Genomic DNA, 24,642 nt, shown 5'->3' on the forward strand with positions numbered 1-24,642 from the left:
GTGCCAGGCATGACCTGGGTGGCGTCCCGCCGGGGGCTACTTGATCTCCCCTTCCAGCAGCACCATTCCTGGTGCCCTCAGGTTCGCCGGGGCGACCATGCCCGCGCTGCGAACGGCGTTGGTCACCCCTCCCCGTACCGCGTAGTCCACGCGCACGGCGATGCGCCCCAGTTCGGCGCGCCCGGGCACCTCCACCACATACAGCAGCGCCGGGCGGCGCCCGGCCCCATCCCATATCACGGCCAGGGGCGCGTCCAGCAGCCGTACCAGATCCAGCACCACGCCCTCCGGCACAGCCTTCGCGCCTTTGCGGGCCTCGGCAAACAGGTGCGTAACCTCGCGCTGCTCAATTGTCAGGGCTGCCGACTCCGGCACAACGCCCAGCGTGGCCAGGCCCTCGCGGACTGCGGAGGACAGTGCGCCCACCGTCCGGCGACCGCCCAGCCCAACACGCTCCCCGGCCTGGATCCGCCCGGCCCAGTCCCTGTACTCCGCAGCCAGGGTATCCCGTACTTCCCCGGGCAACGCCGTCCACGCGGCGCCTCCCAGTTCCCCGGGCGCAGCGGCGATCTTATCGCCCAGCAACCGCACGGCGTGCTTCCCGCGCCCAGCGGCCCCCGGGTTGTAATCCCACCCAGGGTCGATGCCCTCGGGCACCTGGTGCGTCTCGCCGGTGCGGATGTTTTTCCAGGGTCGGGTGCGCACGGGCGGCGCCTGGCGCTGCACGCGCACGCGGGCCGGAGCCCGGTGCCCCGTGGGCAGTCCCGTCCCGGCGTCAACAAGCGGCTCGGGCTCCGGCGCCTGCACCCCCGTGCGCCCCAGGCGCTCTGCCTCGGCGCGCGACACCTGGCGCACCCGGCATTTGCAGCCCCAGCCATTGGGCGGGTAGTGCGTGCCCCACCACGGGTCGTCCACGGGCAGCAGCGTCCCGTGCCAGCCCACATGCTCGGGGCGGTGGGCACGGCTGGGCCCCAGCTCGTAGAGCAGAAACGGATGCGACGCTTTTGTGCGCTGGATGCGCGCCCACTGCCCGGCGGCGCGCGCCGTGCGCATGTTGGTGCGGTAGATGGTCGCCAGGCGCCGTGGGCTGCCCAGCTGCACCTCGCGCACCTCGCCGGTGACCGGGTCCACCGCCTCCTTGCGGCCCCACCAGCCCAGCTCCTGCAGGCGCGGGGTGAGCGTCTTGGCGAACTCCCGCATGGTGCGCCCCTCGGCCTGGGCCCGGGCCGCCTCGGCGCGGATCGCGGTCAGCACGTCCAGCTCCATGGCCTTGGCCACGGTGAACGACGTGGCGTGCTCCTCGCGCCACACGTCCGTGTGGTCGAATCCGGGCTTGAGCCCCTTGGCCTGGAACCACTCCATGGCCTCCCTGGGCGGCGGCCCCGGGAAGTTGAAGCCGGGCTTGGGCGTATGGCTAGGCACGGTCCCGCACCCCGCGAATCACCAGCTCCCGTCCGTCGGCCAGGATGATGATCCCGTCCATGCGCCCGTGTCCGCAGCAGCTCATCACTGTGCGGATGTTTGCGGCGGTCAGAGCCGCGACCAGGTCGGCGATGCACAGATCGATGTCGCAACGCCGTCCGCTGATGGCCATGGGCACCTGGCAGGTGTATTCCCCCGGCTCGCAGCACGCGTCAGGACGCCGCATCGCCAACCCCCCGGGCCCGGAACGTCGCCTCGGCCAGGCTGCGCACCAAGGCCGTGGAATTCAGCCCTCCTGCCGCCAGTTCAGTCAGCCCGGCCAGGAATGCCTCCAGGCTTTCCGCCCGTTCGGCCAGCGCCAGCACGGGGTCCACCATGGGCGCCAGCACGCGCTCCCAGTCCTCCAGAGCCACGTCAGCCAGGGCCTCCACCGGGTCCGGCTCCTGGGGCGCTCCCTGGCGGTTCAGGGCGCGGTTCAGGGCGGGCGGCTCCTGGGGCAGCGACTGTATCCCCAGCAGTTCCGCCCCGGGCTCCGGGTCAGGCAGGTTGAAGCGGTCGCGAATCACGGACTGCTCGACCTTCAAATTCAGGGGCACCAGTATGCCCAGCGCCTCGGCCAGGAGCTTCAGATCCTGCGCCTCGGGCAGGAAAAAGCTCACCCGGGGGTAGCCCCCCTTGGGCGGCCCGTAGTTCAGGTCCACGAACGGTCGCACCAGGTCGCGGTTGATGGTGTTGCCCAGTTGCCGGGCGTCGGCGTCGCGGATGTCCTGGCGCACCTCGTCATGCACCTGGGCCTGGCTCAAGCTCGCCCCGTCGTCCGTGGTCATGGTCTGGCCCAGCACGGCCTTGGATATCTGGCGGTCCAGCCAGTCGGCCAGCCGCGCGAACAGATCCTGCCCGCCGGTGGATTTGCCGCCCTCGACGAATTCCAGGCGCATCCCGTCGGGGATGATGCACGCCGCGTCCGTGCCGATGTTGGCCACCGCCCGGATCAGCGTCAGCTTGTCCTGCTCCGAGGCTTGCGGTCCGTAGCGCCCGACGCGGATCGGCATCCCGAACACCTCGGCGAAGCGCATCCAGTCCGAGAGGGTGAACGCCTTGCACATGTAGGCGGCTGCGGCCAGCCGTGCCAGGCCGCCGCGCGCGGGCAGCCCGCTTTTCAGGCGCGGCAGATGCGTCACGAACTTGAACGCGGGCAGGGGCAGCCCCTGGTACATGTCGGCCTGGTCCAGCAGCCGCAACTCCCGGCCCCTGTCCCGGTCGAAGAGGAAAAACCGCTGGTCGGTCCAGCGATACTCGCGCGGCACCCAGCGCCCGGGCCGTGTCTCCCACATGATCTCGCAGGCCGAGAAGCCCTTGCCCAGGGCGTCCAGCAGGTCATCCACCAGATCGCCGAACTGCGGCGGCCCCACCAGCTCCTCGCGCACCGCGTCGGCGATCTCCACGTCGCGAGCCTCGTCGCTGGCCGCTTCCACCGTCACGGGCAGCCCTGCCACCGCCCGCTTGCGCGTGCCCAGCACGCTGGAATAATGCGGCTCGCGCTCCTCCATCTCCTCGGCCAGCACGAGGTACTCGCGCAGCTCCCCCTCGGCGGCGTCGCGCAGGATGCGCGCCAGCCGTTCGGGCGTCAGCCCCTGGGCCACGCTGGCCTCGTGCCAGACGCTGCGCACCCCAACCAGCGACGGGGCCGCGTGCTCGCGGCGCAGCGCGCCGGTGTCCACCGGGCGCCCCAGATGATCGTACAGCATCAAATCGCTCCTCGCCGGAACCCCGCCGTGCAGCGCACGGCCCGGGTTATGCGGTCTGTGTCGAGAGCATTGCGAAGGGAAACGGCTTGGTACCCGAAAGCCTCGGCAGGGCCGGAGGCAGCGTAGGTCGCCAGGAACTTGGCCCAGGTGCGGTCGGCGTGTCCGGCGCTGTCCGAGTCGGCGACAAAGCGCGGCGTCCCCGTGGGCCCGGTGACCTTCTGGAGCTTGTGCAGATCCGCGCGCAGTTCTTCGTCGCCCAGGGGGATGCGGTTTTTGCGGTCGTCGAACGCCTGCTTGCCGACCGTGGCCAGGTGCAGCTTGTTGGGCCCGGTGAACAGCACCCCCTCCACGCGGTTCTCGCCGTGGCGGCGCTTGGCGTCCTCCACCGGCTTCTCGCCCATGCCGGTCTGGTCCATGCAGCAGCGCAGCACCAGGTAACGCCGGAACACGTCGGCCAGGAGCGCGTCCTGCTCGGCGAAAGTGATCCGCTTGCGCGCGATGATCTCGCGCGTCCACAGGATGTCCCCCACCAGCTCGTCGACCCAGATGACGTACAGGTCGTTGCGGGCCGCGACGTCCACGCCCACGAAGCAGGGACCGCCCCCGTACAGCTCGGGCCGCCCGGCCAGGTCGTGTTCGCAGGCGTTGATGGTCTCGTAGGGCAGCCAGGCAGATGCCTCGTCCAGCCACTGCAACTCGTATTCCTGGGCCCAGGCGTCGGGGTCCGCGATGCCGCGCCGCAGCTCCTCGATGTCGCGGGGCAGCCCGTCGCGCACGGCCTGGTAGATGTCCACCACATGCCGCGACCACACGCCGTTCAGAGCCTGGGAGGTCATGAGGTCGTAGAACTTGTTGCCCTTGCCGTTGGGCGTGGACACCACGCGCAGCTTCAGGCCGGGCGCGGAAATGACCGGGAACAGCGCCGACCAGATGGCCCGCGAGTCCTGGTGGAAGGCGAACTCGTCCAGGAAGACGTTGGCCGAGAAACCCCGCGCCGTGTCAGGGTTCGCGGGCAGGGCCGTCACGCGGGAGCCGTAGTGCAGTTCCGTCTCCAGGGCCCGGATGCTGCTGCCGTCCTCGTAGCGGTAGCCCGAGTCGACCTCCAGCAGCTCGCAGGCCGCGCCCATGGCCCGCAGGTGCAGCTTGAGCCCCTCGTTCATGGCCTCGCGCGCCTGGCGCTCGCCGCGCGACAGGATGACCCAGCGCGTCTTCTTCCGCGCCACGTCGTGCTCCAGCACGTCCTCGGCAATCTCGTATGTGGTCCCGAAGGTCTTGCCCGTCTGGCGGGCGAACATGCCGATCTTGAACCGGCTTTTGTCGTTCACCCAGCGCACCTGATACGGGGTCAGGATGCCGCTCATGCTTCGCCCCGGTAGATGGCCTTGACGCGATCCAGCACCTGCTCAGGGGTCAGCTTCTCGCGCTGGGCCTCTTCGCCCACGGCGTCCACAGACTCGGCCAGGCGCTCCCGCTCCTGCCGCCGGATTTCAGACTCGCGCTTGACGCTGGACGACGCGGCGAATTCCAGCCGGGCGACGGCCAGCGCCAGCTCCTTGATCAACTTCGGATGGACCGGCTCTTCGCCTTCCGACAGCTGCATCGCCGTGTCGAACGCCATATTGCGCACGATCTCGTTCAGCAGGTGCCCGACCTGGCCCTGGGGCGCAGCCCCCAGCTTGCCGATCCACATCGCCGCGATCTCGCGGGACTGCCGGAGCTTGGCGCCGACCTCTTCCATCTGCACGGCGTAGCGATTGACCGCGCTTTTGGAGACGCGCAGGTCGTACCCTTCGGCGGCCAGCAGGTCATTGATCCGCGCCGTCACTTCCAACTGGGACACGCGCGGGTCGCGCAGCAGCTCCTGCAACCGCTCCAGGATGTCCGGAGGCAGGGCCTTGATGGTGCTTGGCCGGGGCATGGCTACTCCGGCCTCGGGCGAGCCACGCCGGGCACGAGGGCCAGCCCGGCGGCAACGTCGCACCCGCGCCCGGTCAGGCGCACCAACGGCACGGTTTCCAGGCTGCGCACGGTGACCAGCCCCTGTTCGGCCAGCCAGGCCACATCCGTGCGCACCTGGTCCGCGCTGGCCCCCAGGCCGGTCAGGCGCAGCACGTCCTGCAACAGCGGCGCGTTCAGCTCGTAGTCCGGGTCCTGGGCCAGGGCGCGCAGTATCTCCAGCCTGCGGTTTTCCTGCAGCAGCGTGGCGTAGCTCATCCCTCCCTCCGGTTGATCAGGTGCTGGTTGATCAGGTCGATGCTCCGGCGCATGGCGCGCATTTCCCCGCCCAGTTCAGACACGGCGGAGCCCACGTCGCCCACTTTCCCCGCCACCCCGTTGATGCGGTCGTAGACCCGGGCCAGGTCGCCGTGCTTGGGCAGGTGCCCGCAGTCGGCCTCGACCTTCGCCAGCCGGGCCTCGGCACCGTCCAGCCGCTTATCCACCGTCTGCTCCAGCACCGTGATCCGTGAGTGGGTCACGCGGTCCCGGTTCACGAACCACACGTAGGCCCCGACGGCGAGCGTTGCCCCCGTCTGGATCAAATCCCACCAGAATCGCCACGCCACATAATCCAGGCTCACTGTGCCCCCTCCCGGGCCTGCCAGCAGCGCAGGGCCGCCTCCAGGCGTTCCACATAGCCCGCCATGTCGATCACGTTGTGCATCAGCGTCTCCAGGTTCTGTTCGCTGCCCAGGTGCATGTCAGGGTCGAGCGGCGCCAGGGCGGGCCGCTGCGGGCTCGGGCAGGCCGGGGGCGCCGGGGGCGGCGCCAGGGTCGGCTGCGTCGTCGCGCAGCCCGCCAAAAACATCATTGAGCACAGCAGCAACACGCGCGCTGCTGGCCAGGTCCACCACCGCATATTCCTCCTCCGCCCGCGATGCGGGCACGGGTTGTGCGCCCACCAGGGCCGCGCGGGCCGCCGTGCGGCGCTGGCGCTCCCGGGCCTGGGCCGCTTCCGTGGCGCGCACCTGCCCGGCCAGGGCCCGGGCCGACGCGTCCAGGGCGGCGGCCTCGGCCTGGGCGGCGGCCAGGCGCAGTTCCAGGGCCGCTACGGCCCGTGAGCACTCGGCCTGCTCGGCGGCCAGCCGGGCCCGGGCCGAGTCCAGCCGGGCCTGGGTGAGCCACAGCGCCAGGCCCAGCCCCACGGCGGCCAGCAACCCGGCGGCCCCCAGGGCCCCGCGCCAGCCCACCAGCGCCCACGCGGCGCGCAGCCAGGTCACGGGCATACCCCCTGGCCCCAGCCCGCCGCCGCGTACAGCGGCGTCAGGTGCAGCATGATGCGGCGCGGGTAGGTCCGGTTCTCCCTCCAGGCCGCCGGGCCGCGCCCGGCGTTGACGGCCTCCACCTGGCCCCACCAGCGCAAGGGGTCCAGCCCGTGGGCCCGGGCCAGGGCCGCATCGCGGCGCACCCAGCCCAGCCCGCCGTTGTAGGCCGACAGCGTCAGCGCCCAGCGGTTGCAGTCGTCCGCCGCCTCCACGCGCCGCCACAGCCACAGGTCGTAGGCCGCCAGAGCCCGCAGGGCCCAGCCGGGGTTCCAGGGCTCCGGGGTGCCGGTCTGCGGTGCGACTTCGGGCAGCCAGCGCGCCGTCGCGGGCATGAACTGCGCCAGCCCCTGGGCCCCGACGGGCGATACAGCGTCGGCCCGCCAGCGGCTCTCCTGGTGGACTTGCGCGGCCATCACGGCCACCGGGGCCCCGAGGCCCCACTCCGCCCGCGCCGCGCGCACCAGGGTGCTGCGGTGGGCCAGGGCCTCGCGCGGGATCTCGGCGGCCTGAGCCAGCGTGACCAGGGCCAACAGCGTGAGGGTGCCCCACGCCAAGACCACGGCCCAGAAAATGCGCGCTCCCAGCGGAAGCGGCTGACGGTTACGAGGCATCACAGCCCCAGCCCCACCGCCAGCATGGCGGCGGCGATGATCAGCGCCCGGCGCAGGGTGGCCGCGATGTACAGCCAGGCCCAGCAGTCCAGGCCCCGGCCCTCGGCGCCTGGGGCGTCGGGTGTGGCGTCGGGGGCCGCCAGATGCGGGCGCCCGTACGGGAACGCCCAGCGGTCCAGCAGATAGCCCGCAATCCCGGCCAGCACGACCAGGGCGCATTTGTACAGGATCACGCCGAGCTGCTGCGGGGCCAGCAGCCAGACCGCGACCAGCAGCGGCGCGGCGAGCAGATAGGCGGGGTACAGCCGGGGAGCACGCATCGTCGAACCTCCAGGTATGTCCGGGGGCCCGGCGGTCGCAGGGGGCGCGACCGCCGAACCCGCCGGGGAAACCATGCAGGTCGACCATAGGGCGGCAGCCGCGCCGCGTCTTCTAACGCGGGTTAAAAGATAGGGGGGCGGCGAGAATGATACAAGCGGCCAGGCCGCCCCGAGGGGCGGCCTGGCGGTGGGGGCTATGGCGCGGGGGATGCTATGATTCCGAGAGGCTGAAGGTGACTGCGCCTCCGACCTTGGAATGGCCTACCTTTATTCCTCTGAAAACAACGCTTCCTTCCTGAGCTGACGCATCAAAAAAACCTATTTGGCTCAGGACGGAATCCCGCTCTTCCTCTGTCAGCCCAGGCAACACGGTCTCCAACAGCGTTACGGAGCAGAGGATGAAACGGGCCGCCTCTGCCTCGCCTCCACCGGCAAACGTCAAAAGGATGCCATCCACCGCGCCCCCGTGCGCCGTTGCCATCAGCGACACGGTTGGCGAAAACTTGAGTTTGACCAGCGTCCCCCAGTCCCTCTCGCTGATCTCGGCTGGCGGTGTCAGGGCCGTCGAGCCGAGCCTGGCTGCCGCTTCATTGTAAAGCGGCTCCACATCTTCAGGGAGGAGGCCCAGCCCCTTGGGCAAGAGTGCCCCCGTGGCCTCTGGCGTCTCCGTCGGCAGAGCAATCTTCCGGGGCGGCGGCGGGGCGTCTGCCCCACACCCAGGCAACCCCAGGGCCAGGGCTGCCAGCAGGACTGCGACAATAAGGTTCCTCATACTCCCTCCCTGGCTCAAAATATCTGACCGTCAGAGATTTCTTGCCGAGTTGTCAGCAATAATTACAGCACATTAAGCCAAAAGGTAACAATAAAATATCCGACGCGTCAGAGATTTTTACCCCGCCTTCTTATTCCGCCCAGCCTCCGTCTCCTCGTCCCCCCCTCGTTTCGCGAGCAGAGCGCACATCGTTTCGAGGCTCCGTTGTTCCTCGGCGGGGCTGTTTCGATAATTGTCCAGCAGCGCCGCCTCGCGCGGGGTCAGCTTTGGTGCGGGGGGCTCGCCGACGCCCAAGAGTAGCCAATTGGCATCTATCCCAAACTCAGAAATGACCTGCGCCAAGAAGGTCGCGTCCGGAATCCGGTCGCCCTTTTCATATCGAACCAGAGTATTCCTACTCACCCCTAATCGTTGGGCAAATTGTTGTTGCGTCATTTTTCCTCGAACGAGGGCAAGTCTGTCGCCTAGGGGATTTTCGGGCATAGCTCAAGATTAACCCAAATAGGTTCTTGACGTTGCACCCGTTTGGGTGCATATCTTGTTCGCACACGTTTGAACTGGTTGCCACAAACACGGAAAAACGAGCTCACCGACTATGAATCACAGCACAATTCGCACTCCTGAAGAGGTAAAGGCCGAGTTCCGCCGCAAGGGCCTCTCCATCGCCGCCTGGGCCCGTCAGCGGGGATACTCCGAGGCTCTGGCCCGTATGATCCTCAACGGGGATCGGTCGCCCCAGCGTGGCATGAGCCACGCCATCGCGGTGGACCTGGGGCTGAAGCGCGGCGATGTCGTCAGCGACGATCGCATTGCCGAGGCCATCTAGCCCGCCATGCCCAAATCTGTAGCGGCAATCTGGCAGACACGCAATGTCTAAGCGCCCGCACAAATTAGACACAGGGTTGGTCCAACTGACCCTGCCCCTGTCCAGCCTGCCCTCGCGCCAGCGCGCAGCGGGCAGCCTGCGCACCAGCGAGGCCGTCAAGGAGGCCCTGGGCCAGGCCCTGCGGTCCTGCGGCCTGTCCCGCGAAACCGTTGCCGACGAGCTGACCCGCCTCACCGGGGAGCCCGTGTCCGTCCATGCCGTCAACAACTGGGCCGCCCCGGGCAAGCACGACCGGAGCATCCCCCTGGATCAACTGGCGGCCCTGTGCGTCATCACCGGCTCCGAGGCCCTGGCCCGCGCCGCCCTGGCCCCCGCCGAAATCCTGGTCCTCACCCAGGACCAAAAGCCCCTCTACGAGCTGGGGCAGCTGACCGCCGAGGACAAGGCCCGGGCGCGGCGCAAACGTGAAATCTGGGAGAAGATCGGATGAAGCATCTTCGGGAATTCGTTTACCGGCTGTGGTTTCAGTATGTCAGCCGCCGCTACGGGGGCAGGACCGTCCTCGTTCCGCGCGTTGAGGAGACATCAAGAAAAACCACTCCTCTGGAAGAGTTCAACAGTCTTCCCCAGGAGTACCGCAAGGCCGTGTTCAGTGCCGTGGAACGAGTCCTTTCCAAGGCACCTCGCTCGGCACGGGCCAGCGACGTTTTGCGAGATGTGAAAGCAGCGGTCGCCGCCATACCCCGTCCGAACATCCCGCCAATAGATCAGGCGGCAAATCCCACTCGTAACCGGACGTGAGCACAGAGATGTACTGGAATATCAGATGGTCCAGCAAAGCCCGCATGGGCTTCGCCCAAAGAGACACGTCCATGGCCGTGAGGCATTCGGATTTTGCCAGCACCTCGAAGAACGGTGTCTCGTACTCCCGGTCCAAAAGGCTTTTCTCCTCCAGGGGCAGCTTGGGCAAGGCCATCAGGAACCCCCAAAGAACCTCTGCGAGATCGTCGTTCGTCACCATCCCGGCTCCTCCTGTTGAGGCTGTCTGTTTGCGTTTCGTCCAGCCGTTACCAGGGGGAGCCGGCACCCACAATATCAAGGAGGAAGCCATGCAAGAGAAATCGTGTAGCACCTGCATCCACTACCTGCCCGACCTGGGCTCCGCCCTGCGCTCCCCGGGCCAGGGCCTGTGTATCGCCCTGTACGACGACGCGCGACAGGGCGACAGCAGGGTCGAGCCCGACCGCCCCGGCTGCGGCGCCTGGGCTAGCGTCCACGACCCCGCCAACCGCTCCTGCCCCACCTGTGCGCGGCTGCGCCCCTACGGCCCGCGCCACCTCGCCCTGACGCGCTGCCAGATCGACCCCCGGCTGGCCCCCACCTGCACCGGCGTCCGCTGCCCACATTGGGCCTCCAGCACGAGGCAGGAGGTGGCCCATGCCGGTTAGATCTTTGGCCCAGCGCCTGTGGGATGCTGACCTGACTCTGGTCCGCATCGCCAACGAGCGCGTGTGGCGCCATGTGATCGTGGACCACTACTCCGGCGCCACCGTCGTCAAATACGTCCCCCAGCGCGCCCGGCAGGAGCAGGGCCTGGAGGCAGGGCAATGACCCAGCCCCAATCCCGCCCCATGAAGGTCCGCGCCGCCCAGTGGATAGACACGATGACCCACCGCACCTGGTGGGGCGTGCAGGTGCGCTTTGCCGGAGCCAAGTGGATGAACGTCTGCCGCGACGGCGGCCCGGCGTTCTTCGATCTGCGCTGCGATGCCGAAGGCTTCGCCCAGGTGCTGCGGGAGAGCGCGTGATGGATAGCACCCCCAAGAGCACTGGCCCCGGCTCGGCCCGCCGCGCCCTGCGTGTGTTCAAGGCCCTGCGGGGCCACGCCCTGACGGGCCTGTCCAACAAGGAGCTGGCCGATGCGGTCGGCGACAGCCCCGTCAACGTCTGCCGGGCCCTGGAGGCCCTGGAGGCCGAAGGCCTCGCCCTGCGCCTGGACGATGGCCGCTGGGCCCATAGCGTCTGGCTGCTCCAGACGGCGGAGCATTTTGCCCGGGAAACCGAGTCCGCCCTTGCCCGCATCCACGAACTGAGACAGCGCGTCGCGGCTGGCGCGCGATAAGGAGAGAGCATGACCTACCCCTGCGCAACCTGCGAGTACCGCGCCCCGCTGGACGACCCGACCCCTGGCGCGCAGATCCCCGCCTGGGAAACGAAATGCATGTGCCCCACGGGCCTGTGCCCCGAGGCGCGCAAAGCCTGGGGCAAAGACATGAGCCCCGGCAAAGGGCCGGATTCCGTGCCCGAGATCAGCGCCGCGCGCGCCGCGCAGTTGGCCCAGGACCAGAACACCGCCGCCGCGGTCTCCCAGGCTGTCATGGACGTGGAAGGCGTGCTGCGCGACCTCGGGCGGCTGGATGCGACGTTGTTTTATGCGACCGTCGCAGATTCCATGCTCGTGCAGATTTTTGAAAAAATGAAGAAAGAGAAGGCTTACCAAAAGATACCCATCCGCGACGAGGCCGGAAATGTGCGACACGTCGCAGATTTGAAAGAGTTCTGCGAGGTCAAACTCGGCAAGTCCTACCAGCGGCTCCAAGAACTTTCGCAGCACATGCACACCCTGGGCCCGGACCTGTACGAGGCCGCCGAGCGCGTCGGGTTCCGCAACCGCGACTACCGGGCCCTCAAGGCCTTGCCCGCCGAGGACCAGGAGGCCGTCAAGCGCGCCCTGGCTGAGGACGCCACCAAGGACGATGCCTTGTCCCTGCTCCAGGACATGGCCGAGCGCCACGCCGCCCAGCAGGCCGCCGCGCGCAAGGAGGCCGAGGATCTGGCTGCCGATCTGGACGCACGCGACAGGCTGCTCCAGACCAAGGCCCAGCAGTTGGACAAGACCCAGCTGGAACTGGAGCGGCTCAAGAGCCTGCCCCCGGCCCAGCGTGCGCGCCTGGCCCTGGAGCGCGAGGCGGCGGCGGTCGAGCGTCTGTCCCTGGCCGAGGTCAAGGCCAGTGCTGCGGTGAACGAGTTCCTGGGCGAGCTGGCCGATCTGTTGGAGGCCGACGGCTGCTCCCCCCACACGAGCGACTACGCGCACAACCTGGCCCGCTATTGGGCCGAGGGCGTGGGCAACCACTTTGCCAACTACGGCGTGGCTGTGGACTTCGAGGGCATCGTGCGCCCTGAGTGGACGCGTGCCGAGGCAGCCCGGGGCCTGGGCGTGGCCGACGAAGGGGCGACGGCATGAACCCGCAACTGGCCGAGCTGGACTACCTGCGCGACGTAGCCGAACGGCTGGCCGACGCGCCGCACGGGCAGCGCGGGGCTGTGGTGGCCGAGGCCACCGAGCTGCTGCGCTGCTCCCGCCAGCAGCTCTATCGGCGCCTGCGCGACGTGGGCTGGGCCAGCGGGCGCAAAGCCCGGGCCGACCGTGGTCGCCTCTCCATCCCCGAAGACGTCGCCGTCCACGCGGCGGCCCTGGTGCGCCAGGCCGTGCGCGCCAATGGCAAGCGCACGCTGACGATCTCCGACTCGTTGGAGATCATGCGCGAAAACGGCCACGGCGTGGTGAACCCCGCGACAGGCGAGGTTGTCCTGCCCAAGTCCCCGACGACGCTGGCGCGGGCCATGCGCCGCTTCGGGTGCCACCCCGGTCAGTTGGCCCAAGGCAAGCCGTGCGTCCACATGCGCAGCCTGCACCCCAACCACACCTGGCAGGTGGACCCATCGCTCTGCGTACTGTTCTACCTGCGCACCGGCGGGTTGGCCGTGATGGACGAAGCCGCCTTCTACAAGAACAAGCCCGGCAACATGGCCCGCATCGCCAACGAGCGCGTGTGGCGCTATGTGATCGTGGACCACTACTCCGGCTCCATCTTCGTCAAATACGTCCTCTCCCCGGGTGAGACGGCCCAGGGTCTGGTGGACGTGTTCCTGGAGGCCATCAGCAAGCGGAGTGCGGATGACCCGTTGCACGGGGTTCCGGCGCAGCTGCTCATGGACTGCGGCTCCGCCAACACCTCGCACCTGTTCCTCAATCTCCTGGACCGCCTGGGTGTCCGCCACCTGACCCACTTGCCCGGCAACCCCCGGGCCAAGGGGGCCGTGGAGGTCGCCAACAACATCGTCGAGCGGCGCTTCGAGGGGCGGCTGGCCTACCTGCGCGTGGAGTCCCTGGAGCAGCTCCAGGCCGAGGCCGACCGCTGGCGCAAGCACTTCAACGCCTACGAGCGCCACTCCCGCACCGGGCGCACCCGCAACGACCTCTGGCTGACCATCACCGAGGCGCAACTGCGCCTGGCCCCGCCTCTGGACCTGTGCAGGGAGTTGGTGACCACCAAGCCCAAGGAGGCCACCGTGCGCGCGGACATGACCATCAGCCACGCCGTCCGGGGCTACGGGCGCGCCGACTACGATCTCCGCTACGTCCCCGGGCTGGTGCCCCAGTCCAAGGTCCAGGTTGTGGTCAACCCCTACCGGGCCCCGGCGGTGGACGTGATCGTGCCCGACCCGGTGGCGGGCGAATCGGTCTGGACCGTCGAGCCTGTCGCCAAGACCGATGCGGGGTTCTGGGCGGCGGCCCCGATCATTGGCCAGGAATTCCAGGCTCTGCCGGACACCCAGGCCGACATGCGCACGAAGGAGATCGAGGCGCTGACCGGCGGTGCGGACCGCAAAAACCTGCGAGCCCCCGAAGGCCTCGACGTTATGGCCGACCTCAAGGCCGCCCCCACCTACATCCCCCGGCGCGGGCGCGATCTGGGCCTGGACGCCGCCCGGCGCGAGGTCGCTCCGCTGTCGCACATCGAGGCCGCCCGCGCCCTCAAGGCGGCCCTGGGCGCCGCCTGGACTGCGGAACGATACGCCTGGCTGGTGCAACGCTACCCCGGCGGCGTCCCCGCCGACGAGATAGACGCAATTGCCGCGCGCCTGGCCGCCCCCGAGCCTCGGGCCGGAGCGGTCCTGCGCGCTGTGGGAGGGCACAATGCTTAGGCTCAAGGCCGTCATCGAGGCGCTGGGCATTTCCCAGCGCGAGGTCGCGGACGCGGCGGGGATATCCCCGGCTGCTCTGACCCAGCTCGTCCGGCACGGTCGCTGGCCCAAGCGACGCAGCCGAGGCGAAATCCGCCAGCAGGTGATGGACTTTTTGCGGCAGCACGGGGCTCCCGCCGACGCCCTGGATGCCGCATTCGACAAGGTCGGCACAACCGCAGCCCGCCCGGCTGCACAGGAGGAAACCATGCTGCTTCGTAGACAAGGCCTGTTCCCCGAGACCCGGCGCCATTTCAGCCTGCCCGTCGACCCGTTCTCCGACGACGTGCGCACCCACGAGGACGTGTTCCTGTCCAAGGACATTCGCTATGTGCGCGAGTCCATGTATCACGTCGCCCGCCACGGGGGGTTCCTCGCCGTGGTCGGCGAGAGCGGGTCGGGCAAATCCACCCTGCGGCGCGACCTGGTCGACCGCATTTCGCGCGAGGGGCAGCCCGTGCTGGTCATTGAGCCCTACGTCCTGGGCATGGAGGACAACGACAAGATCGGCAAGACGCTGAAGGCGCTGCACATAACCGAGGCCATAATGGCCACCGTCGCGCCGCTGCGCAAGGTCGCCTCCAGCCCCGAGGCGCGGTTCCGCCAGCTGCACACCGCCCTGCGCGAATCCAGCCAGGCGGGGAACAGCCACCTGTTAATAATCGAAGAGGCCCACGGTCTGAGCATCCCGACGCTCAAGCACCTGAAACGGTTCCTGGAGCTGGAGGACGGCTTCAAGCGCCTGCTGGGCGTGATCCTGCTGGGCCAGCCCGAGCTGAAGCAGAAACTCAGCGAGGGCTCGCACGAGGTCCGCGAGGTGGTCCAGCGGTGCGAAATGGTCGAGCTGCGGCCCATGAATGGCTCCCTGATTGACTACCTGAAATTCAAGTTTTCCCGGGTCGGAGTGGATCTGGCCAAGGTCATCACCGAGGACGCCGTCGAGGCCCTGCGCGCCAAGCTCACCGGCCCCAACAGCCTGCGCGGCAGTCGGGACAGCGTGTCCCTGGTCTACCCGCTCGCCGTCGGGAACATGCTCACCGCCAGCATGAATATGGCCGCCGACCTCGGCTCCCCGCTGGTGACCGCAGATGTGATCAAGAGCGTCTAACGCAAACACAGGAGGAAACCGTGACCAAGAGACTCAAGCCGCAAGGCGAAATCATCACCACCATGGAACAGGCCAAGGCCGCCCTGGCCGAAATGGCGCAACTCGAACGGCGCTTGCGGGCCATCGAGGCGGACATGAACGAGAACATGGACGTCATCAAGGCCAACGCGGACGCCGAGGCCGCGCCGCACAAGGAGCGCCAGAAGGCCCTGGGCACGGCGCTGAACGGTTTCGCCGAGGTCAACCGGGCCGAGCTGTTCGCCCGGCGCAAAAGCCTGGAGCTGCCCCACGGCGTCATCGGCTGGCGCCAGTCCACCAGCATTGTGGCCCGGGCCAAGGTCAAGATGGGCCACGTGCTGGAGAAGCTCAAAGACCTGGGCTGGCTCGACGCCGTGAAGACCAGCGAGACCGTGAACAAGGAAGCCATGCGCGACTGGACCGATGGCAAGCTCGATGCCGTGGGCATGGAGCGCAAGGTGACGGATCAGTTCTTCATCGAAATCTCCGCCGAAGCCCTCAAGGGTGAGGCGTAACACCACAGGAGCACAACATGAACAAGACGGAACTGATCGCTGCGGTAACGAAGGGGAATTCCTACCGGGGCATGACCAATGAGGAAATCCTGACTTCCACGTTCGCGGTCATAACGCAGGAGCTGCAACGTGGCGGCGAGGTCATGCTCACCGGCTTTGGCAAGTTCTCGGTTGCGACCCGCCCCGCCCGGCAGGGCCGCAACCCCAAGACCGGCGAGCCCATCTCTATCCCGGCCTCCCGCACCGTGCGGTTCGCCCCCGCCAAGGGCCTCAAGGGGGCGGTGAATGGATAGCCAAGCCAGGCTCCTGGACAAGGTCCGCAAGTTGTTGGCCCTGGCGGGGAGTGACAATGAGCACGAGGCGGCAGCCGCTGCGGCAAAAGCCCAGGCGCTGCTGGCGGAGCACAACCTCTCCCTGGCGGACGTGCCTGCTGACGAGACGGGCACGTCCGCGTGGACAGCCGAACACCGCACCCGCAAATGCCTGGAGAAGTGGGCGCATCGGCTGGCCTTCCACACCGCTGAGGCCTTCGGCTGCCAGTACTTCCATGACTGTAACGGGCGCACGTCCTTTGTCGGCTGCGGCGCCGATCCCGAGGTGTGCGCGTGGACGTTCGGCTACCTGTACCGGACGCTGCTGCGCCTCGGGTCGCGGTATATGGGCCGCCCCGATTCCCGGCGGCGGTTCCGGGGCAGCCGGTCCAAAAACCGGGCGCGGGCCGCATACCTCTATGGATTGGCGCAGACGGTAGGGCAGCGCCTCCAGGCGCAGAGCCTGATCACACCCGCGACCGAGGCGGCACTGGTCCCGCTCAAGGACACGGCGATCCAGGAGGCTATGCCGCCGGGCTTGCGTATCCGTCAGATATCCGCGCCGCAGTCGCCCGCCCGGTGGGACGGCGTGCGGGACGGGGCCACGGTGCCGCTGTCCACGCCCGTGACCGGGCCCGCACCCTCCCGGGCAATCCAATAAAGGAGATGAAGCATGGCAAACAAGGTGGTCGTCTACTGCTGGAGAAACGGCAAGATTGATTTCGGCAATCAGCTCCCCAAAGGGGCGCTGCCTATTGCCAGGGACTTCAGTAAGCGCCTGCGCGACGCCGTCGAGGTGCTGGCCGTCCATGGCTACGACGGTGAAACCCTCATCGTTCCCGGGTTACCCACCGCGTCCTCTGGCGACGAGGCCCTCCAGGCACTGACGACGTTTCGGGAAATGGTAAGGGCGCAGCTCAATTAAGCGAAACCGCCCCCTGCGGGGCGGTCGCCGAGGGGTGGCGCCCTCGGCCTGATGAGCAGCCGGGAGGATAGCATGAATGGCATGGCTTTATGTGCCGGGGCAGGCGGCCTCGAACTTGGGTTCCACCTGCTGTTCCCAGGAGAATACCGCACTGTCTGTGCTGTCGAACGGTCGGGACACGCTGCGTCCGCTTTCTTGGCGGGGGTGGAAGCGGCGGGATTACCTCTCCCGGCTGTCTGGTCTGACCTACACTCGTTCGCAGGCCGCCCGTGGCGTGGAGTTGTGGATATCGTCTCTGCGGGCTACCCGTGCCAGCCGTTCAGTGACGCAGGTCGGCGTCGTGGAAAAGATGACCAGCGCCATTTGTGGCCTGAGGTCAGGAGGATTGTTACAGAAGTTCAACCGCCAATCTGTTTCTTCGAGAATGTTTCAGGGCACGTTAGGCGCGGACTGGCTGCCGTCCACGCTGATCTCCTCGCTTTGGGTTACCGAATTGAGGCGGGACTTTACAGCGCGGCAGAATGTGGCGCGCCGCATGTTCGCGCCCGAGTATTCATCTTGGCTGTCAAGGCCTTGGCCGACGCCCAAGGCCTCCCGCAGGACACCATCTCCCTGTGCAGTTCGCCGCAACCAACCAGACCTGGACTATGCGGTACTGGCGTGGCCTACCCCCCTGGCGTCGGACACGAAATATCGGTTGAGGGGAGTATCCCAGCAGAGCACCAGCCTGCCTGCCGTGGTTGCGCAGGTCGAGAGGCTGTGGCCCACCCCAACAGCGTGCGGCAACAACAACCGCAAAGGGCTCAGTCCCAAGAGCGGCGACGGCCTGGCCACAGCAGTATTGGGTCTGCCTGCCCAAACCGTGCTTGGCCATGGCCGGCCAATGCCGCCTCTCCGCAGCACCCCTGGGAGGCGCCGCGAACAATTGAACCCGGATTGGGTGGAGCAACTCATGGGTTGGCCAGCAGGTCTGAGCGCCTGTACCTGCTCGGCAACGGAGTGGTCCCGGTGGCTGCGGCGCTGGCGTTCGTGGATTTGTGGCAACGACTGCATTTATAAGTGAGGCCCCCCGTGAGCACCCCCTATCAGGAACGAATCCGCGTGGAACTCTGGAACCGGCACTACCAGCCCGGGACGGCGGTCCTGGTGCGTGGTGCTGAGGGCGGCGAGACGCCCGGCGTGACCACGGGCCACGCCTACCTGCTGGACCAGCGCCTGGGGCGCGTCCGGCTGGACGTGGGCGACGTGGAGCTGGGCCGAGTGCGGCCTCTGCGGACTCAATTCGCCACGGTTTCCACCGTGGCCCTGGAGCTGGACGAGCGCAGCCCCGAGGAGCTGTGATGGACCGCACTCCCCGATATGCGGCCCGCCACGCGCATCAGGGGCAGTGGGCCGTGACGGACCTGCGCGACGGGATGTTCCCGGCCCGAGTGGTGGCGCTGTGCCCTCCGGATCGCCTGCGCCCGGATGCCGCCGAGGCGGTAGCGCGGGAGATCGCTCGTCACCTGTCCGAGGTCTGGCCGGGCTACGAGCCGCCGCAGGTTTCTGGTCCAATGACCACGCCTCCACGCTTGGCCGCTGATGGTCGTCCCCTGCCTGCTGACTGGGATGCATGGGACGGATTGCGCAAGGCTGCGTGGCTGGCCGGGAGGACGAGATGAGCGCAACGCCCCGACGCTCTCACCGCACATATTCCGAGGGCTACCTCAAATCTCTGATCAAGTTGATCCATGTGGCCAAGCGTGAGTTGTCTCTGGATGATCCCACCTACAGGGCCATGCTGGATCAGTTGACCGGGCAGCCCAGCGCAAAGGGGTTGACGGGCCCCCAGCTGGAGCGCGTGGTGGATCACCTGCGCCGTAAGGGCTTCCAGGCACAGGCAGGCAGGGGCGGTCCAAAAGTGGAGATGTTGGCAGACGATCCTCAATCCCGGATGATCCGCGCCCTGTGGTTGCAGCTGCATGACCTCGGCCAGGTGCGCGATCCGGGAGAGCTGGCCCTGGCGCGATTCGTCCAACGTCAGACGCATATTTCTCGCCTGGAGTGGCTCAGTACAGCTGCGGCCAGTAGCGTCATCGAGGCGCTCAAGGCGTGGGTGATCCGAGCTGGAGGTGAGCTGCTATGAGCGATCGCCAACCCGGGGCGGAACTGCTGACCGACTTGGCGGCCAAGACCAGAGAGTTGGCCGAGGCGCATGGGCTGGACGCAATCCGCGCCCAGCGCCTCGGTGACGCCGTCGCCACACGCATGGCCGACGAGTGGGGCGGCCAGCAGGTCTATTTCCCTATGGATATGCTGGCCCGCAATAGTGAGCGCAACGCTCAAATCTACAAAGACTTCAACGGCGGCAACGTCGCCGATCTGGCCGCGCGGCATAGCTTGAGCATCCAGGCGATCTATCGTATCCTGCGAGCCGAGCGCGAGGCCCGCCGCCCAGCCCAGCACACCCTGTTCTAGCCCTTCTGGGATTTCACATGCTGCAACTCAATTACACTTTCCCCCGTCCCACCTGTTCCCGGATCATCCCGGCACATCCCGTTTATCTCGCCGTTCCCCTCCAATTATCCTGAGGCTGTTCAGGCAGCGCACGGGCGCCAGGCACCGGGAGCGCCGAGGCTGAGACGCCCGCCCAGCCAGCACCAGCCCTTGCGCGCGTGGTCAGGCCGGGCTCGGCCAGGCCGGGTCGTGGGCGGTCCGGTGCGCTAGTACCAGTAGACCGGGTACTGGCGGGTCTTGGGGATGTTGTTGACCAGCAGGGCCACGGCCAGCAGCACCAGGGCCCCGGCCAGGGCGGGAACCAGGGCGTAGAGGTAGCCCAGCGCGCGGACGGGCTCGCCGCCGATGACGGCGATGAGGGCCGTGGCGCCGCCGGGGGGGTGCAGGGTGCCGGTGAGGTGCATGAGGGCGATGGCCGTGGACACGGCCAGCCCTGCGGCCAGCCAGGGCACATGGCCCAGGTGCGCCGCGCAGGCCACGCCCACCAGCGCGGAGAGCACGTGCCCGCCCAGCAGGTTGCGCGGCTGGGACAGGGGCGCCGTGGGCGCGCCGTAGAGCAGCACCGCCGAGGCCCCGAAGGAGCCGATGAGCAGCATGGCCCCGGTCTGGTCCAGCAGCACGGCGTTCAGCGCGCCCACGGCGGTGATGCCCGCCAGGGAGCCCAGGAACGACCAGAACGTCTCGCGGAAGTTGACGCAAAAGCCGTTGGTGCCGCAGCCGCACATCTTGCGGAAGTAGTTCACGGGGAGCCTCCTCATTGGTGTCGCCGCCACGCTACGCGGCCCGGGGGCGGCGGACCTTGACCAGGGTCAAATGGGGGCGTGGCCCGGGAATGGCCGGGGCGGGCGGGAAATGGCACGGGCGCGGGCTGGCCAAAGGGGCGGCCCGGCGCCTGGCGCTGCGCCCGGGAGCCACGCCTGGGCCGTGCGGGCAGCAGCCATCCGCACGGCCCAGGTGCGCCCTGGCAATATGGCGGGGCGGTTCGCGGCAGCGGTGCCGCGCTGCCTGGCCTGTTTCCTGCGCAGGCCGCCCGCCCCGGCCCGCGCCCTCCCGCTTCAGAATGCCCCGCCCCGGCCCTGTGGCGTTTTGCCGCGGGACCGGGGCGGTCTGCAGGGCCGGGCGGCAGCTAGCCGCGCATGTGGGTGATGAGCTCCTGGAGGTCGCGGGCCTGGAGGGAGAGCCTGTCCAGGGCCTGGCGGGAGCGGGCCATGCCGTCGGCGGTGCGGGCGGAGATGGTGCTGATCTCCTCGACGCTCCTGCCGATCTGCTCGCTGGCGGCGGACTGCTGCTCGCTGGCGGCGGCGATGCCCCGGACCATGTCCGAGCTGGAGTCGGCCAGATGGACGATTTCCGCCAGGGCGTTGCCGGAATGGTCGGCCAGGGTGGTGACGCGCTCCACGGCGGCCACGGCGCGGTCCATGCCTTCCATGTTCCGTTGGGTGCTGGTCTGGATTCCGGCGATGGCCGTGCCGACCTCGCGGGTGGCGTGCATGGTCTTTTCGGCCAGCTTGCGCACCTCGTCGGCGACCACGGCGAAGCCGCGGCCCGCTTCCCCGGCGCGGGCGGCCTCGATGGCCGCGTTGAGCGCCAGCAGGTTGGTCTGGTCGGCGATGTCGTTGATGACGTTCATGATGGCGCCGATGGACTCGGCCTGGTGGCCCAGGGCGCCCATGTTCTGCTTGAGGTCGCGGGCCAGGACGGCGACCTCGGCGATGGCTGTGGCAGCCTGGCCGACAACCTCGGAGCCCTGTTGGGCCTTGTCGCGCGACTGGTCGGCGCGGGAGGCTGCCTGCTGGGCGTTGCGGGCCACGTCGAGGATGCTGGCGTTGACCTGATCCATGGCCGAGGCGGCCTGGCTGGTGCGTTCGCGTTGCAGTTCGGAGCCCTGGTCGGCGGCCTGGACGTGCGCGGCGAGGTCGCCCAGGGTGTCGAGGACGGTGCGGGCGATGGTTTCGGCCTGGGTGGCGGTTTCCAGCAGGGTCTGGTGGCTGAGGGCGATGGCCTGTTCCTGGGCCTTGAGGTTCGAGATGTCCTGCATGAGGGTGAAGGCGCCGAGCAGGTTGCCGTCGAGGTCGTAGAGCGGAGCCACGCAGGAGAGCACATGCGTCCGGGAGCCGTCGCGCATGACGGCCTCGGTTTCCACATCGGCGAACTGATGGCGCGTGGAAACGGCCTGGCGGATCATGTCGCGGTGGTGCTGGTCGCGGGGGAAGAGCTCGTCCACCGGGCGGCCCAGGCCGCCGCCCGGCAGGGCGGCGCAGCCCAGCAGGCGGGTCATCTGGGGGTTGATGAAGGTGGCCAGGCCGCCGTTGTCGGTGACCAGGCAGGGGGAGCCCAGGGCGCCGAGGATGCCCTGGGCGAAGCCCAGGCGGACCTTGAGCTGGCTGACCATGGCCTGGACGTGGGCCGCCAGGGCGCCCAGCTCACCGCCGAAGGTGCCTTGAACCTCGGCCTTGAGGTCGCCCCCGGCCACGGCCTGGGCATAGGCCTGGACCTGGCGCAGGGGCCGGGTCACGCTGCGGCCGATGAGCAGCACCAGCAGCCCGGCCGCCAGCAGGGCCGCTGCGGTGCAGACCAGGGAGACCAGACGCGTGGTCTTGTAGTGGTCGATGCGCACCTGGAGCAGGGTGTCGAGTTCGTCCACGGCGGTGGACCACAGGGCGAAACTGGCGGCCAGGGCGGCCTCGCCTTTGGCGAGGAAGGTTGCCTCGTCCGTCCGTTGGGCGTCCTGGGCGGCCAGGGCGTCGAGCAGGGCCAGAAAGTCGGTGGTGGCCTGTTCGTAGGCGGCCAGCCGGGGCGGCAGGGCGGCCTGGAGCGAGGGGCTCGTGCCGTAGAAGTTCTGGTCCTCGCTGAGGGAGACGGCGGCGCTGGCCAGCACCCGGGCCATGTCGGACTCGCGCAGCATCGAGGCCATGACCATGACCCTGCGGCGCTGGGCTTCGTCCAGAGGCCCGGCGGGCAGGGCCGTCAGGCCGAAGTCGAGGATTTCGGCCAAGCGCGCCTGGGTCTGGGGCAGGGCCAGCAGGGTGATGTCCATGATGTAGTAGCTGTCGAGGTCGGGGTCGAGAATCAGGTTGGACGTGTCACCCACATGGGCGATGAGGCCGCGCACGTCCTGGAGCAGGGCCGCGTGGTCGTCGGGCGCGGGGCGGGTCAGGGCCCGCAGGGCGGCCCACTGCGATTTGAGGCGCGCGACCGTGAGGTGGCTGCGCTGGCGCATGGCCAGGCCCGCGTCGGTGACCTGGAGGTCCTCGCCGTAGGCCTTGTCCGCCGCTTCCAGGTCGGCAAAGGCCTGGTCGGCCCTGCGGCGGATGGCGGCGAGTTCGCCGTCCAGGCCGCCCTGGCCCAGGGCCTGGCGAGTGAGCAGCCGCCCGTGGGCGGGCACGGCTTCCAGCAGCCCGGCCAGCGGGCGTTGGTACGCGTCGCCATAATATTCCATTGCCGAGAAGCGGATGCTCGCGTTCACTCCGGCGATCATGAAATACAGCAGGACGGCGATCGGCAGGACAAAGGCGAAGCTGCTGACTGCAAGTTTGGTGGAGATGTTCAAGCGCGAGATGAACATGATCGTCGGCCTCCAGCGGGTCCATGGTTCCTGGCAAAGTTTCGTTCGCCTCGGGTTCCGGCACATCCTGGCGCGCCGGAAGCGGGCGGTTGCATGAGTGGTCCTGTCCGACGCGGCCCTGGAGCAGGGTTTTCGGTCTGCTTGAACAATATTGTATTGCTGTGCCTACAATATTGTAGGCTCCATGGCTGGACGATTCTATTGTAATACAAACGGAAAATAAACACCATATACAGTGTCTGTCGTTCGTGCTATACTGAAAGATTGTCTTTTTGCTGTCCTGTGCAGGAAACCCCTCTGGCAGTAGTGTTTTGGCCCGCTCCTTTCCGCTCCAAGGCTGGGGGATGCGGGTCCTGCGGGAGGGGCTTTATTTTTTTTTACGTTCGCCGGGGCCCTTGGGCGGGGTTCTGTGTTGAGCCCTCGCGTTCCCCCTGGGGCGCCGGGCAGAGCAGCGGCTGGCTCCGGCGGGGCGGGGTTTTGCGTTGACCCCGCCGCCGGGCGGCGGTAGCGTGCGGGCCTTATCCTCAGGGCGGGGTGGAATTCCCCACCGGCGGTATCCCGGCCATGGCCGGGGAGCCCGCGAGCGCCCGCCCCCTTGCGGGGCGGGGTCAGCAGACCCGGTGCGATGCCGGGGCCGACGGTTACAGTCCGGATGGAAGAGGAGAGGACACATCGTCCCGCCACGGGCCCTTGGCCCGTGCGCGCCGTGTCGTGCCCGGCTTTCGGGGGCGGCGGCGTCTCTCCTGTTTGGCCCTGGTTGTGTCAACCCGAACAAGGAGCGACGTCATGCAGCAATCCCTTCTTGCCCCATTCGGCTCCCCCCGCCAGCGGGTGGAGGCCGCCCTGGCCGCCCTGCGCGCGGGCCGGGGCGTGCTGGCCGTGGACGACGAGGACCGCGAGAACGAGGGCGACCTGTTCTTTGCGGCCCAGAGCGTCACCCCGGCCCAGATGGCCCTGCTCATCCGCGAGTGCAGCGGCATCGTCTGCCTGTGCCTGACCCCGGAGCGGGTCCGCGCCCTGGACCTGCCGATGATGGTCGCCGAGAACACCAGCGCCTACGGCACGGGGTTCACGGTGTCCATCGAGGCCGCCCGGGGCGTGAGCACGGGGGTGTCCGCCGCCGACCGCGTGGCCACGGTGCGCGCCGCCGTGGCCCCCGGCGCCCGGCCCGAGGACCTGCGCCGCCCCGGCCATGTGTTCCCCCTGTGCGCGCGGCCCGGGGGCGTGCTGGAGCGGCGCGGGCACACCGAGGCCAACGTGGACCTCATGCGCCTGGCGGGGCTGGAGCCCTGCGGGGTGCTCTGCGAGCTGACCAATGCCGACGGCACCATGGCCCGCCTGCCCGGCGTGGTGGACTTCGCCCTGCGCCATGCCATGCCCGTGGTCACGGTGCAGGACGTGGCGGACTACCGCCTGGGCCTGGAGGCTGCGCCGCCCCGGGCCGGGCTGGCCGCCGGGCCACGGGCGCCCCTGACCTGACTGGCCCTCGATCCCGCTTCCCCGGACGGCCCGGCCTTGCTGGCCGGGCCGTTTTTTTTGCCCGGGGCGCCTCCCCTCCCGCCGGGGGCGCCGCAAGGCCGGGCCAGCGCGATCGTCCGGACGGTCGAACGCGCAATAGACTCCCCGCTTCAAGGGCTGTTCATCGCGCCAACGTGCGCAACGCCTTGCGCGGCGGGCTGATTTGCCGCTCCTTGCGGCCTTGCACGATGCG

General features: G+C 68.6%; 34 protein-coding genes, 1 other RNA gene and 1 riboswitch. Of the genes, 19 read left to right on the plus strand and 16 right to left on the minus strand.

Annotated elements, in window-relative coordinates; genetic code table 11:
• Positions 1-36 precede the first annotated feature (36 nt).
• The 13 genes from G495_RS17415 to G495_RS22970 all read right to left on the minus strand — a co-directional run bounded on the left by G495_RS17415 (position 37) and on the right by G495_RS22970 (position 8,619).
• The gene (locus G495_RS17415; protein ID WP_245588361.1) at positions 37-1,422 is read right to left on the minus strand and encodes a phage head morphogenesis protein; all 1,386 of its coding nucleotides are present in this window, start codon (positions 1,420-1,422) and stop codon (positions 37-39) included.
• Positions 1,415-1,648, minus strand: a complete 234-nt coding sequence (locus G495_RS0103545) for a hypothetical protein (RefSeq protein WP_028586674.1) — start codon at positions 1,646-1,648, stop codon at positions 1,415-1,417. Before G495_RS0103545 ends, G495_RS17415 begins: the two co-directional genes overlap by 8 nt.
• A complete protein-coding gene (locus G495_RS0103550) occupies positions 1,635-3,170 on the minus strand; it encodes a DUF935 domain-containing protein (RefSeq protein WP_028586675.1) in 1,536 nt (511 codons plus the stop codon). The genes G495_RS0103545 and G495_RS0103550 overlap by 14 nt, the downstream gene beginning before the upstream one ends.
• Entirely contained in the window at positions 3,170-4,531 is a 1,362-nt protein-coding gene (locus tag G495_RS17420) for a terminase large subunit domain-containing protein (protein ID WP_084457819.1), read from the minus strand. The genes G495_RS0103550 and G495_RS17420 overlap by 1 nt, the downstream gene beginning before the upstream one ends.
• Positions 4,528-5,088 carry a DUF3486 family protein gene (locus tag G495_RS0103560; RefSeq protein WP_028586676.1) on the minus strand — a complete coding sequence of 187 codons (561 nt, stop codon included), beginning with the start codon at positions 5,086-5,088 and terminating at the stop codon, positions 4,528-4,530. Before G495_RS0103560 ends, G495_RS17420 begins: the two co-directional genes overlap by 4 nt.
• A gap of 2 nt (positions 5,089-5,090) precedes the next feature.
• On the minus strand, positions 5,091-5,384 hold the full coding sequence (locus G495_RS0103565) for a VpaChn25_0724 family phage protein (protein WP_028586677.1): 294 nt from the start codon (positions 5,382-5,384) through the stop codon (positions 5,091-5,093).
• Positions 5,381-5,647 carry a hypothetical protein gene (locus tag G495_RS20140; RefSeq protein WP_156939560.1) on the minus strand — a complete coding sequence of 89 codons (267 nt, stop codon included), beginning with the start codon at positions 5,645-5,647 and terminating at the stop codon, positions 5,381-5,383. The genes G495_RS0103565 and G495_RS20140 overlap by 4 nt, the downstream gene beginning before the upstream one ends.
• A 98-nt stretch (positions 5,648-5,745) precedes the next feature.
• Positions 5,746-5,868 carry a hypothetical protein gene (locus G495_RS22740; RefSeq protein WP_281171683.1) on the minus strand — a complete coding sequence of 41 codons (123 nt, stop codon included), beginning with the start codon at positions 5,866-5,868 and terminating at the stop codon, positions 5,746-5,748.
• 1 nt (position 5,869) lies between these two features.
• Positions 5,870-6,388: a hypothetical protein gene (locus G495_RS0103580; protein WP_156939561.1), complete on the minus strand. Its 519-nt coding sequence runs from the start codon at positions 6,386-6,388 to the stop codon at positions 5,870-5,872.
• Positions 6,385-6,993: a transglycosylase SLT domain-containing protein gene (locus G495_RS0103585; RefSeq protein WP_028586679.1), complete on the minus strand. Its 609-nt coding sequence runs from the start codon at positions 6,991-6,993 to the stop codon at positions 6,385-6,387. Before G495_RS0103585 ends, G495_RS0103580 begins: the two co-directional genes overlap by 4 nt.
• A gap of 50 nt (positions 6,994-7,043) precedes the next feature.
• Complete coding sequence (locus G495_RS0103590; RefSeq protein WP_028586680.1) at positions 7,044-7,364, minus strand: putative holin; 321 nt, start codon at positions 7,362-7,364, stop codon at positions 7,044-7,046.
• A 211-nt stretch (positions 7,365-7,575) separates the two neighbouring features.
• Positions 7,576-8,136 (minus strand): hypothetical protein, encoded by a 561-nt coding sequence (locus tag G495_RS0103595; RefSeq protein WP_028586681.1) that lies wholly within the window; start codon positions 8,134-8,136, stop codon positions 7,576-7,578.
• 117 nt (positions 8,137-8,253) lie between these two features.
• The gene (locus G495_RS22970; protein WP_084457823.1) at positions 8,254-8,619 is read right to left on the minus strand and encodes a helix-turn-helix domain-containing protein; all 366 of its coding nucleotides are present in this window, start codon (positions 8,617-8,619) and stop codon (positions 8,254-8,256) included.
• A 112-nt stretch (positions 8,620-8,731) separates the two neighbouring features.
• Between G495_RS22970 and G495_RS0103605 the strand changes: the two genes are divergently transcribed.
• Complete coding sequence (locus G495_RS0103605) at positions 8,732-8,962, plus strand: DNA-binding protein (protein ID WP_035250874.1); 231 nt, start codon at positions 8,732-8,734, stop codon at positions 8,960-8,962.
• A gap of 43 nt (positions 8,963-9,005) precedes the next feature.
• Positions 9,006-9,452, plus strand: a complete 447-nt coding sequence (locus G495_RS0103610; protein WP_156939562.1) for a hypothetical protein — start codon at positions 9,006-9,008, stop codon at positions 9,450-9,452.
• A gap of 159 nt (positions 9,453-9,611) precedes the next feature.
• Here the strand turns inward: G495_RS0103610 and G495_RS0103615 are convergent, their stop codons facing one another.
• Complete coding sequence (locus G495_RS0103615) at positions 9,612-9,983, minus strand: hypothetical protein (protein WP_028586684.1); 372 nt, start codon at positions 9,981-9,983, stop codon at positions 9,612-9,614.
• A gap of 88 nt (positions 9,984-10,071) precedes the next feature.
• On the opposite strand from G495_RS0103615, the gene G495_RS0103620 reads away from it, so the two are divergent.
• From G495_RS0103620 to G495_RS0103685, 16 genes are all read left to right on the plus strand, one after another.
• The gene (locus tag G495_RS0103620) at positions 10,072-10,410 is read left to right on the plus strand and encodes a hypothetical protein (protein WP_028586685.1); all 339 of its coding nucleotides are present in this window, start codon (positions 10,072-10,074) and stop codon (positions 10,408-10,410) included.
• Positions 10,400-10,573: a hypothetical protein gene (locus G495_RS21580; protein WP_156939563.1), complete on the plus strand. Its 174-nt coding sequence runs from the start codon at positions 10,400-10,402 to the stop codon at positions 10,571-10,573. The genes G495_RS0103620 and G495_RS21580 overlap by 11 nt, the downstream gene beginning before the upstream one ends.
• A complete protein-coding gene (locus G495_RS0103630) occupies positions 10,570-10,770 on the plus strand; it encodes a hypothetical protein (RefSeq protein ID WP_028586686.1) in 201 nt (66 codons plus the stop codon). The genes G495_RS21580 and G495_RS0103630 overlap by 4 nt, the downstream gene beginning before the upstream one ends.
• A complete protein-coding gene (locus G495_RS0103635; RefSeq protein WP_028586687.1) occupies positions 10,770-11,084 on the plus strand; it encodes a helix-turn-helix domain-containing protein in 315 nt (104 codons plus the stop codon). The genes G495_RS0103630 and G495_RS0103635 overlap by 1 nt, the downstream gene beginning before the upstream one ends.
• A 9-nt stretch (positions 11,085-11,093) precedes the next feature.
• Entirely contained in the window at positions 11,094-12,209 is a 1,116-nt protein-coding gene (locus tag G495_RS0103640) for a hypothetical protein (protein WP_028586688.1), read from the plus strand.
• On the plus strand, positions 12,206-13,954 hold the full coding sequence (locus tag G495_RS0103645) for a DDE-type integrase/transposase/recombinase (protein WP_028586689.1): 1,749 nt from the start codon (positions 12,206-12,208) through the stop codon (positions 13,952-13,954). The genes G495_RS0103640 and G495_RS0103645 overlap by 4 nt, the downstream gene beginning before the upstream one ends.
• A complete protein-coding gene (locus G495_RS0103650) occupies positions 13,947-15,101 on the plus strand; it encodes an AAA family ATPase (protein ID WP_028586690.1) in 1,155 nt (384 codons plus the stop codon). Before G495_RS0103645 ends, G495_RS0103650 begins: the two co-directional genes overlap by 8 nt.
• Before the next feature lie 20 nt (positions 15,102-15,121).
• A complete protein-coding gene (locus tag G495_RS0103655; RefSeq protein ID WP_051445027.1) occupies positions 15,122-15,634 on the plus strand; it encodes a host-nuclease inhibitor Gam family protein in 513 nt (170 codons plus the stop codon).
• Between the two features lie 17 nt (positions 15,635-15,651).
• Positions 15,652-15,927 carry an HU family DNA-binding protein gene (locus G495_RS0103660; protein ID WP_028586692.1) on the plus strand — a complete coding sequence of 92 codons (276 nt, stop codon included), beginning with the start codon at positions 15,652-15,654 and terminating at the stop codon, positions 15,925-15,927.
• Positions 15,920-16,606 carry a DUF2786 domain-containing protein gene (locus G495_RS17435; protein WP_051445028.1) on the plus strand — a complete coding sequence of 229 codons (687 nt, stop codon included), beginning with the start codon at positions 15,920-15,922 and terminating at the stop codon, positions 16,604-16,606. The genes G495_RS0103660 and G495_RS17435 overlap by 8 nt, the downstream gene beginning before the upstream one ends.
• A gap of 12 nt (positions 16,607-16,618) precedes the next feature.
• The gene (locus tag G495_RS0103670) at positions 16,619-16,870 is read left to right on the plus strand and encodes a hypothetical protein (RefSeq protein WP_028586693.1); all 252 of its coding nucleotides are present in this window, start codon (positions 16,619-16,621) and stop codon (positions 16,868-16,870) included.
• Positions 16,869-16,935: hammerhead ribozyme type II (locus G495_RS20875), an RNA gene on the plus strand. Before G495_RS0103670 ends, G495_RS20875 begins: the two co-directional genes overlap by 2 nt.
• A 16-nt stretch (positions 16,936-16,951) precedes the next feature.
• On the plus strand, positions 16,952-17,929 hold the full coding sequence (locus G495_RS22975; protein ID WP_425387599.1) for a DNA cytosine methyltransferase: 978 nt from the start codon (positions 16,952-16,954) through the stop codon (positions 17,927-17,929).
• A 12-nt stretch (positions 17,930-17,941) separates the two neighbouring features.
• Entirely contained in the window at positions 17,942-18,211 is a 270-nt protein-coding gene (locus tag G495_RS0103675) for a hypothetical protein (protein ID WP_156939564.1), read from the plus strand.
• 316 nt (positions 18,212-18,527) lie between these two features.
• Positions 18,528-18,995, plus strand: a complete 468-nt coding sequence (locus G495_RS0103680) for a gp16 family protein (protein WP_051445029.1) — start codon at positions 18,528-18,530, stop codon at positions 18,993-18,995.
• Positions 18,992-19,327: a Mor transcription activator family protein gene (locus G495_RS0103685; RefSeq protein ID WP_028586696.1), complete on the plus strand. Its 336-nt coding sequence runs from the start codon at positions 18,992-18,994 to the stop codon at positions 19,325-19,327. Before G495_RS0103680 ends, G495_RS0103685 begins: the two co-directional genes overlap by 4 nt.
• A 245-nt stretch (positions 19,328-19,572) precedes the next feature.
• Here the strand turns inward: G495_RS0103685 and G495_RS0103690 are convergent, their stop codons facing one another.
• Both G495_RS0103690 and G495_RS20145 read right to left on the minus strand, forming a co-directional pair.
• On the minus strand, positions 19,573-20,109 hold the full coding sequence (locus G495_RS0103690) for an HPP family protein (RefSeq protein WP_028586697.1): 537 nt from the start codon (positions 20,107-20,109) through the stop codon (positions 19,573-19,575).
• A 383-nt stretch (positions 20,110-20,492) separates the two neighbouring features.
• Positions 20,493-22,931, minus strand: a complete 2,439-nt coding sequence (locus G495_RS20145) for a methyl-accepting chemotaxis protein (protein WP_051445030.1) — start codon at positions 22,929-22,931, stop codon at positions 20,493-20,495.
• A 516-nt stretch (positions 22,932-23,447) separates the two neighbouring features.
• Positions 23,448-23,599, plus strand: a riboswitch (FMN riboswitch).
• Between the two features lie 118 nt (positions 23,600-23,717).
• On the opposite strand from G495_RS20145, the gene ribB reads away from it, so the two are divergent.
• Positions 23,718-24,410, plus strand: a complete 693-nt coding sequence (gene ribB / locus G495_RS0103700; RefSeq protein WP_028586698.1) for a 3,4-dihydroxy-2-butanone-4-phosphate synthase — start codon at positions 23,718-23,720, stop codon at positions 24,408-24,410.
• Positions 24,411-24,642: the final 232 nt, after the last annotated feature.

It is taken from the genome of Desulfocurvus vexinensis DSM 17965, from assembly GCF_000519125.1.
GTDB lineage: Bacteria > Desulfobacterota > Desulfovibrionia > Desulfovibrionales > Desulfovibrionaceae > Desulfocurvus > Desulfocurvus vexinensis.

Bases quoted from the DNA above. Each gene is read 5' to 3' on its own strand.
- G495_RS0103545 (WP_028586674.1), bottom strand. From the start codon at position 1,648: ATGCGGCGTCCTGACGCGTGCTGCGAGCCGGGGGAATACACCTGCCAG.
- G495_RS0103550 (WP_028586675.1), bottom strand. From the start codon at position 3,170: ATGCTGTACGATCATCTGGGGCGCCCGGTGGACACCGGCGCGCTGCGC.
- G495_RS17420 (WP_084457819.1), bottom strand. From the start codon at position 4,531: ATGAGCGGCATCCTGACCCCGTATCAGGTGCGCTGGGTGAACGACAAA.
- G495_RS0103560 (WP_028586676.1), bottom strand. From the start codon at position 5,088: ATGCCCCGGCCAAGCACCATCAAGGCCCTGCCTCCGGACATCCTGGAG.
- G495_RS0103565 (WP_028586677.1), bottom strand. From the start codon at position 5,384: ATGAGCTACGCCACGCTGCTGCAGGAAAACCGCAGGCTGGAGATACTG.
- G495_RS22740 (WP_281171683.1), bottom strand. From the start codon at position 5,868: ATGCACCTGGGCAGCGAACAGAACCTGGAGACGCTGATGCACAACGTG.
- G495_RS0103590 (WP_028586680.1), bottom strand. From the start codon at position 7,364: ATGCGTGCTCCCCGGCTGTACCCCGCCTATCTGCTCGCCGCGCCGCTG.
- G495_RS0103595 (WP_028586681.1), bottom strand. From the start codon at position 8,136: ATGAGGAACCTTATTGTCGCAGTCCTGCTGGCAGCCCTGGCCCTGGGG.
- G495_RS22970 (WP_084457823.1), bottom strand. From the start codon at position 8,619: ATGCCCGAAAATCCCCTAGGCGACAGACTTGCCCTCGTTCGAGGAAAA.
- G495_RS0103605 (WP_035250874.1), top strand. From the start codon at position 8,732: ATGAATCACAGCACAATTCGCACTCCTGAAGAGGTAAAGGCCGAGTTC.
- G495_RS0103610 (WP_156939562.1), top strand. From the start codon at position 9,006: ATGTCTAAGCGCCCGCACAAATTAGACACAGGGTTGGTCCAACTGACC.
- G495_RS0103615 (WP_028586684.1), bottom strand. From the start codon at position 9,983: ATGGTGACGAACGACGATCTCGCAGAGGTTCTTTGGGGGTTCCTGATG.
- G495_RS0103620 (WP_028586685.1), top strand. From the start codon at position 10,072: ATGCAAGAGAAATCGTGTAGCACCTGCATCCACTACCTGCCCGACCTG.
- G495_RS21580 (WP_156939563.1), top strand. From the start codon at position 10,400: ATGCCGGTTAGATCTTTGGCCCAGCGCCTGTGGGATGCTGACCTGACT.
- G495_RS0103630 (WP_028586686.1), top strand. From the start codon at position 10,570: ATGACCCAGCCCCAATCCCGCCCCATGAAGGTCCGCGCCGCCCAGTGG.
- G495_RS0103635 (WP_028586687.1), top strand. From the start codon at position 10,770: ATGGATAGCACCCCCAAGAGCACTGGCCCCGGCTCGGCCCGCCGCGCC.
- G495_RS0103640 (WP_028586688.1), top strand. From the start codon at position 11,094: ATGACCTACCCCTGCGCAACCTGCGAGTACCGCGCCCCGCTGGACGAC.
- G495_RS0103645 (WP_028586689.1), top strand. From the start codon at position 12,206: ATGAACCCGCAACTGGCCGAGCTGGACTACCTGCGCGACGTAGCCGAA.
- G495_RS0103650 (WP_028586690.1), top strand. From the start codon at position 13,947: ATGCTTAGGCTCAAGGCCGTCATCGAGGCGCTGGGCATTTCCCAGCGC.
- G495_RS0103660 (WP_028586692.1), top strand. From the start codon at position 15,652: ATGAACAAGACGGAACTGATCGCTGCGGTAACGAAGGGGAATTCCTAC.
- G495_RS17435 (WP_051445028.1), top strand. From the start codon at position 15,920: ATGGATAGCCAAGCCAGGCTCCTGGACAAGGTCCGCAAGTTGTTGGCC.
- G495_RS0103670 (WP_028586693.1), top strand. From the start codon at position 16,619: ATGGCAAACAAGGTGGTCGTCTACTGCTGGAGAAACGGCAAGATTGAT.
- G495_RS22975 (WP_425387599.1), top strand. From the start codon at position 16,952: ATGGCTTTATGTGCCGGGGCAGGCGGCCTCGAACTTGGGTTCCACCTG.
- G495_RS0103680 (WP_051445029.1), top strand. From the start codon at position 18,528: ATGAGCGCAACGCCCCGACGCTCTCACCGCACATATTCCGAGGGCTAC.
- G495_RS0103685 (WP_028586696.1), top strand. From the start codon at position 18,992: ATGAGCGATCGCCAACCCGGGGCGGAACTGCTGACCGACTTGGCGGCC.
- G495_RS20145 (WP_051445030.1), bottom strand. From the start codon at position 22,931: ATGTTCATCTCGCGCTTGAACATCTCCACCAAACTTGCAGTCAGCAGC.
- ribB (WP_028586698.1), top strand. From the start codon at position 23,718: ATGCAGCAATCCCTTCTTGCCCCATTCGGCTCCCCCCGCCAGCGGGTG.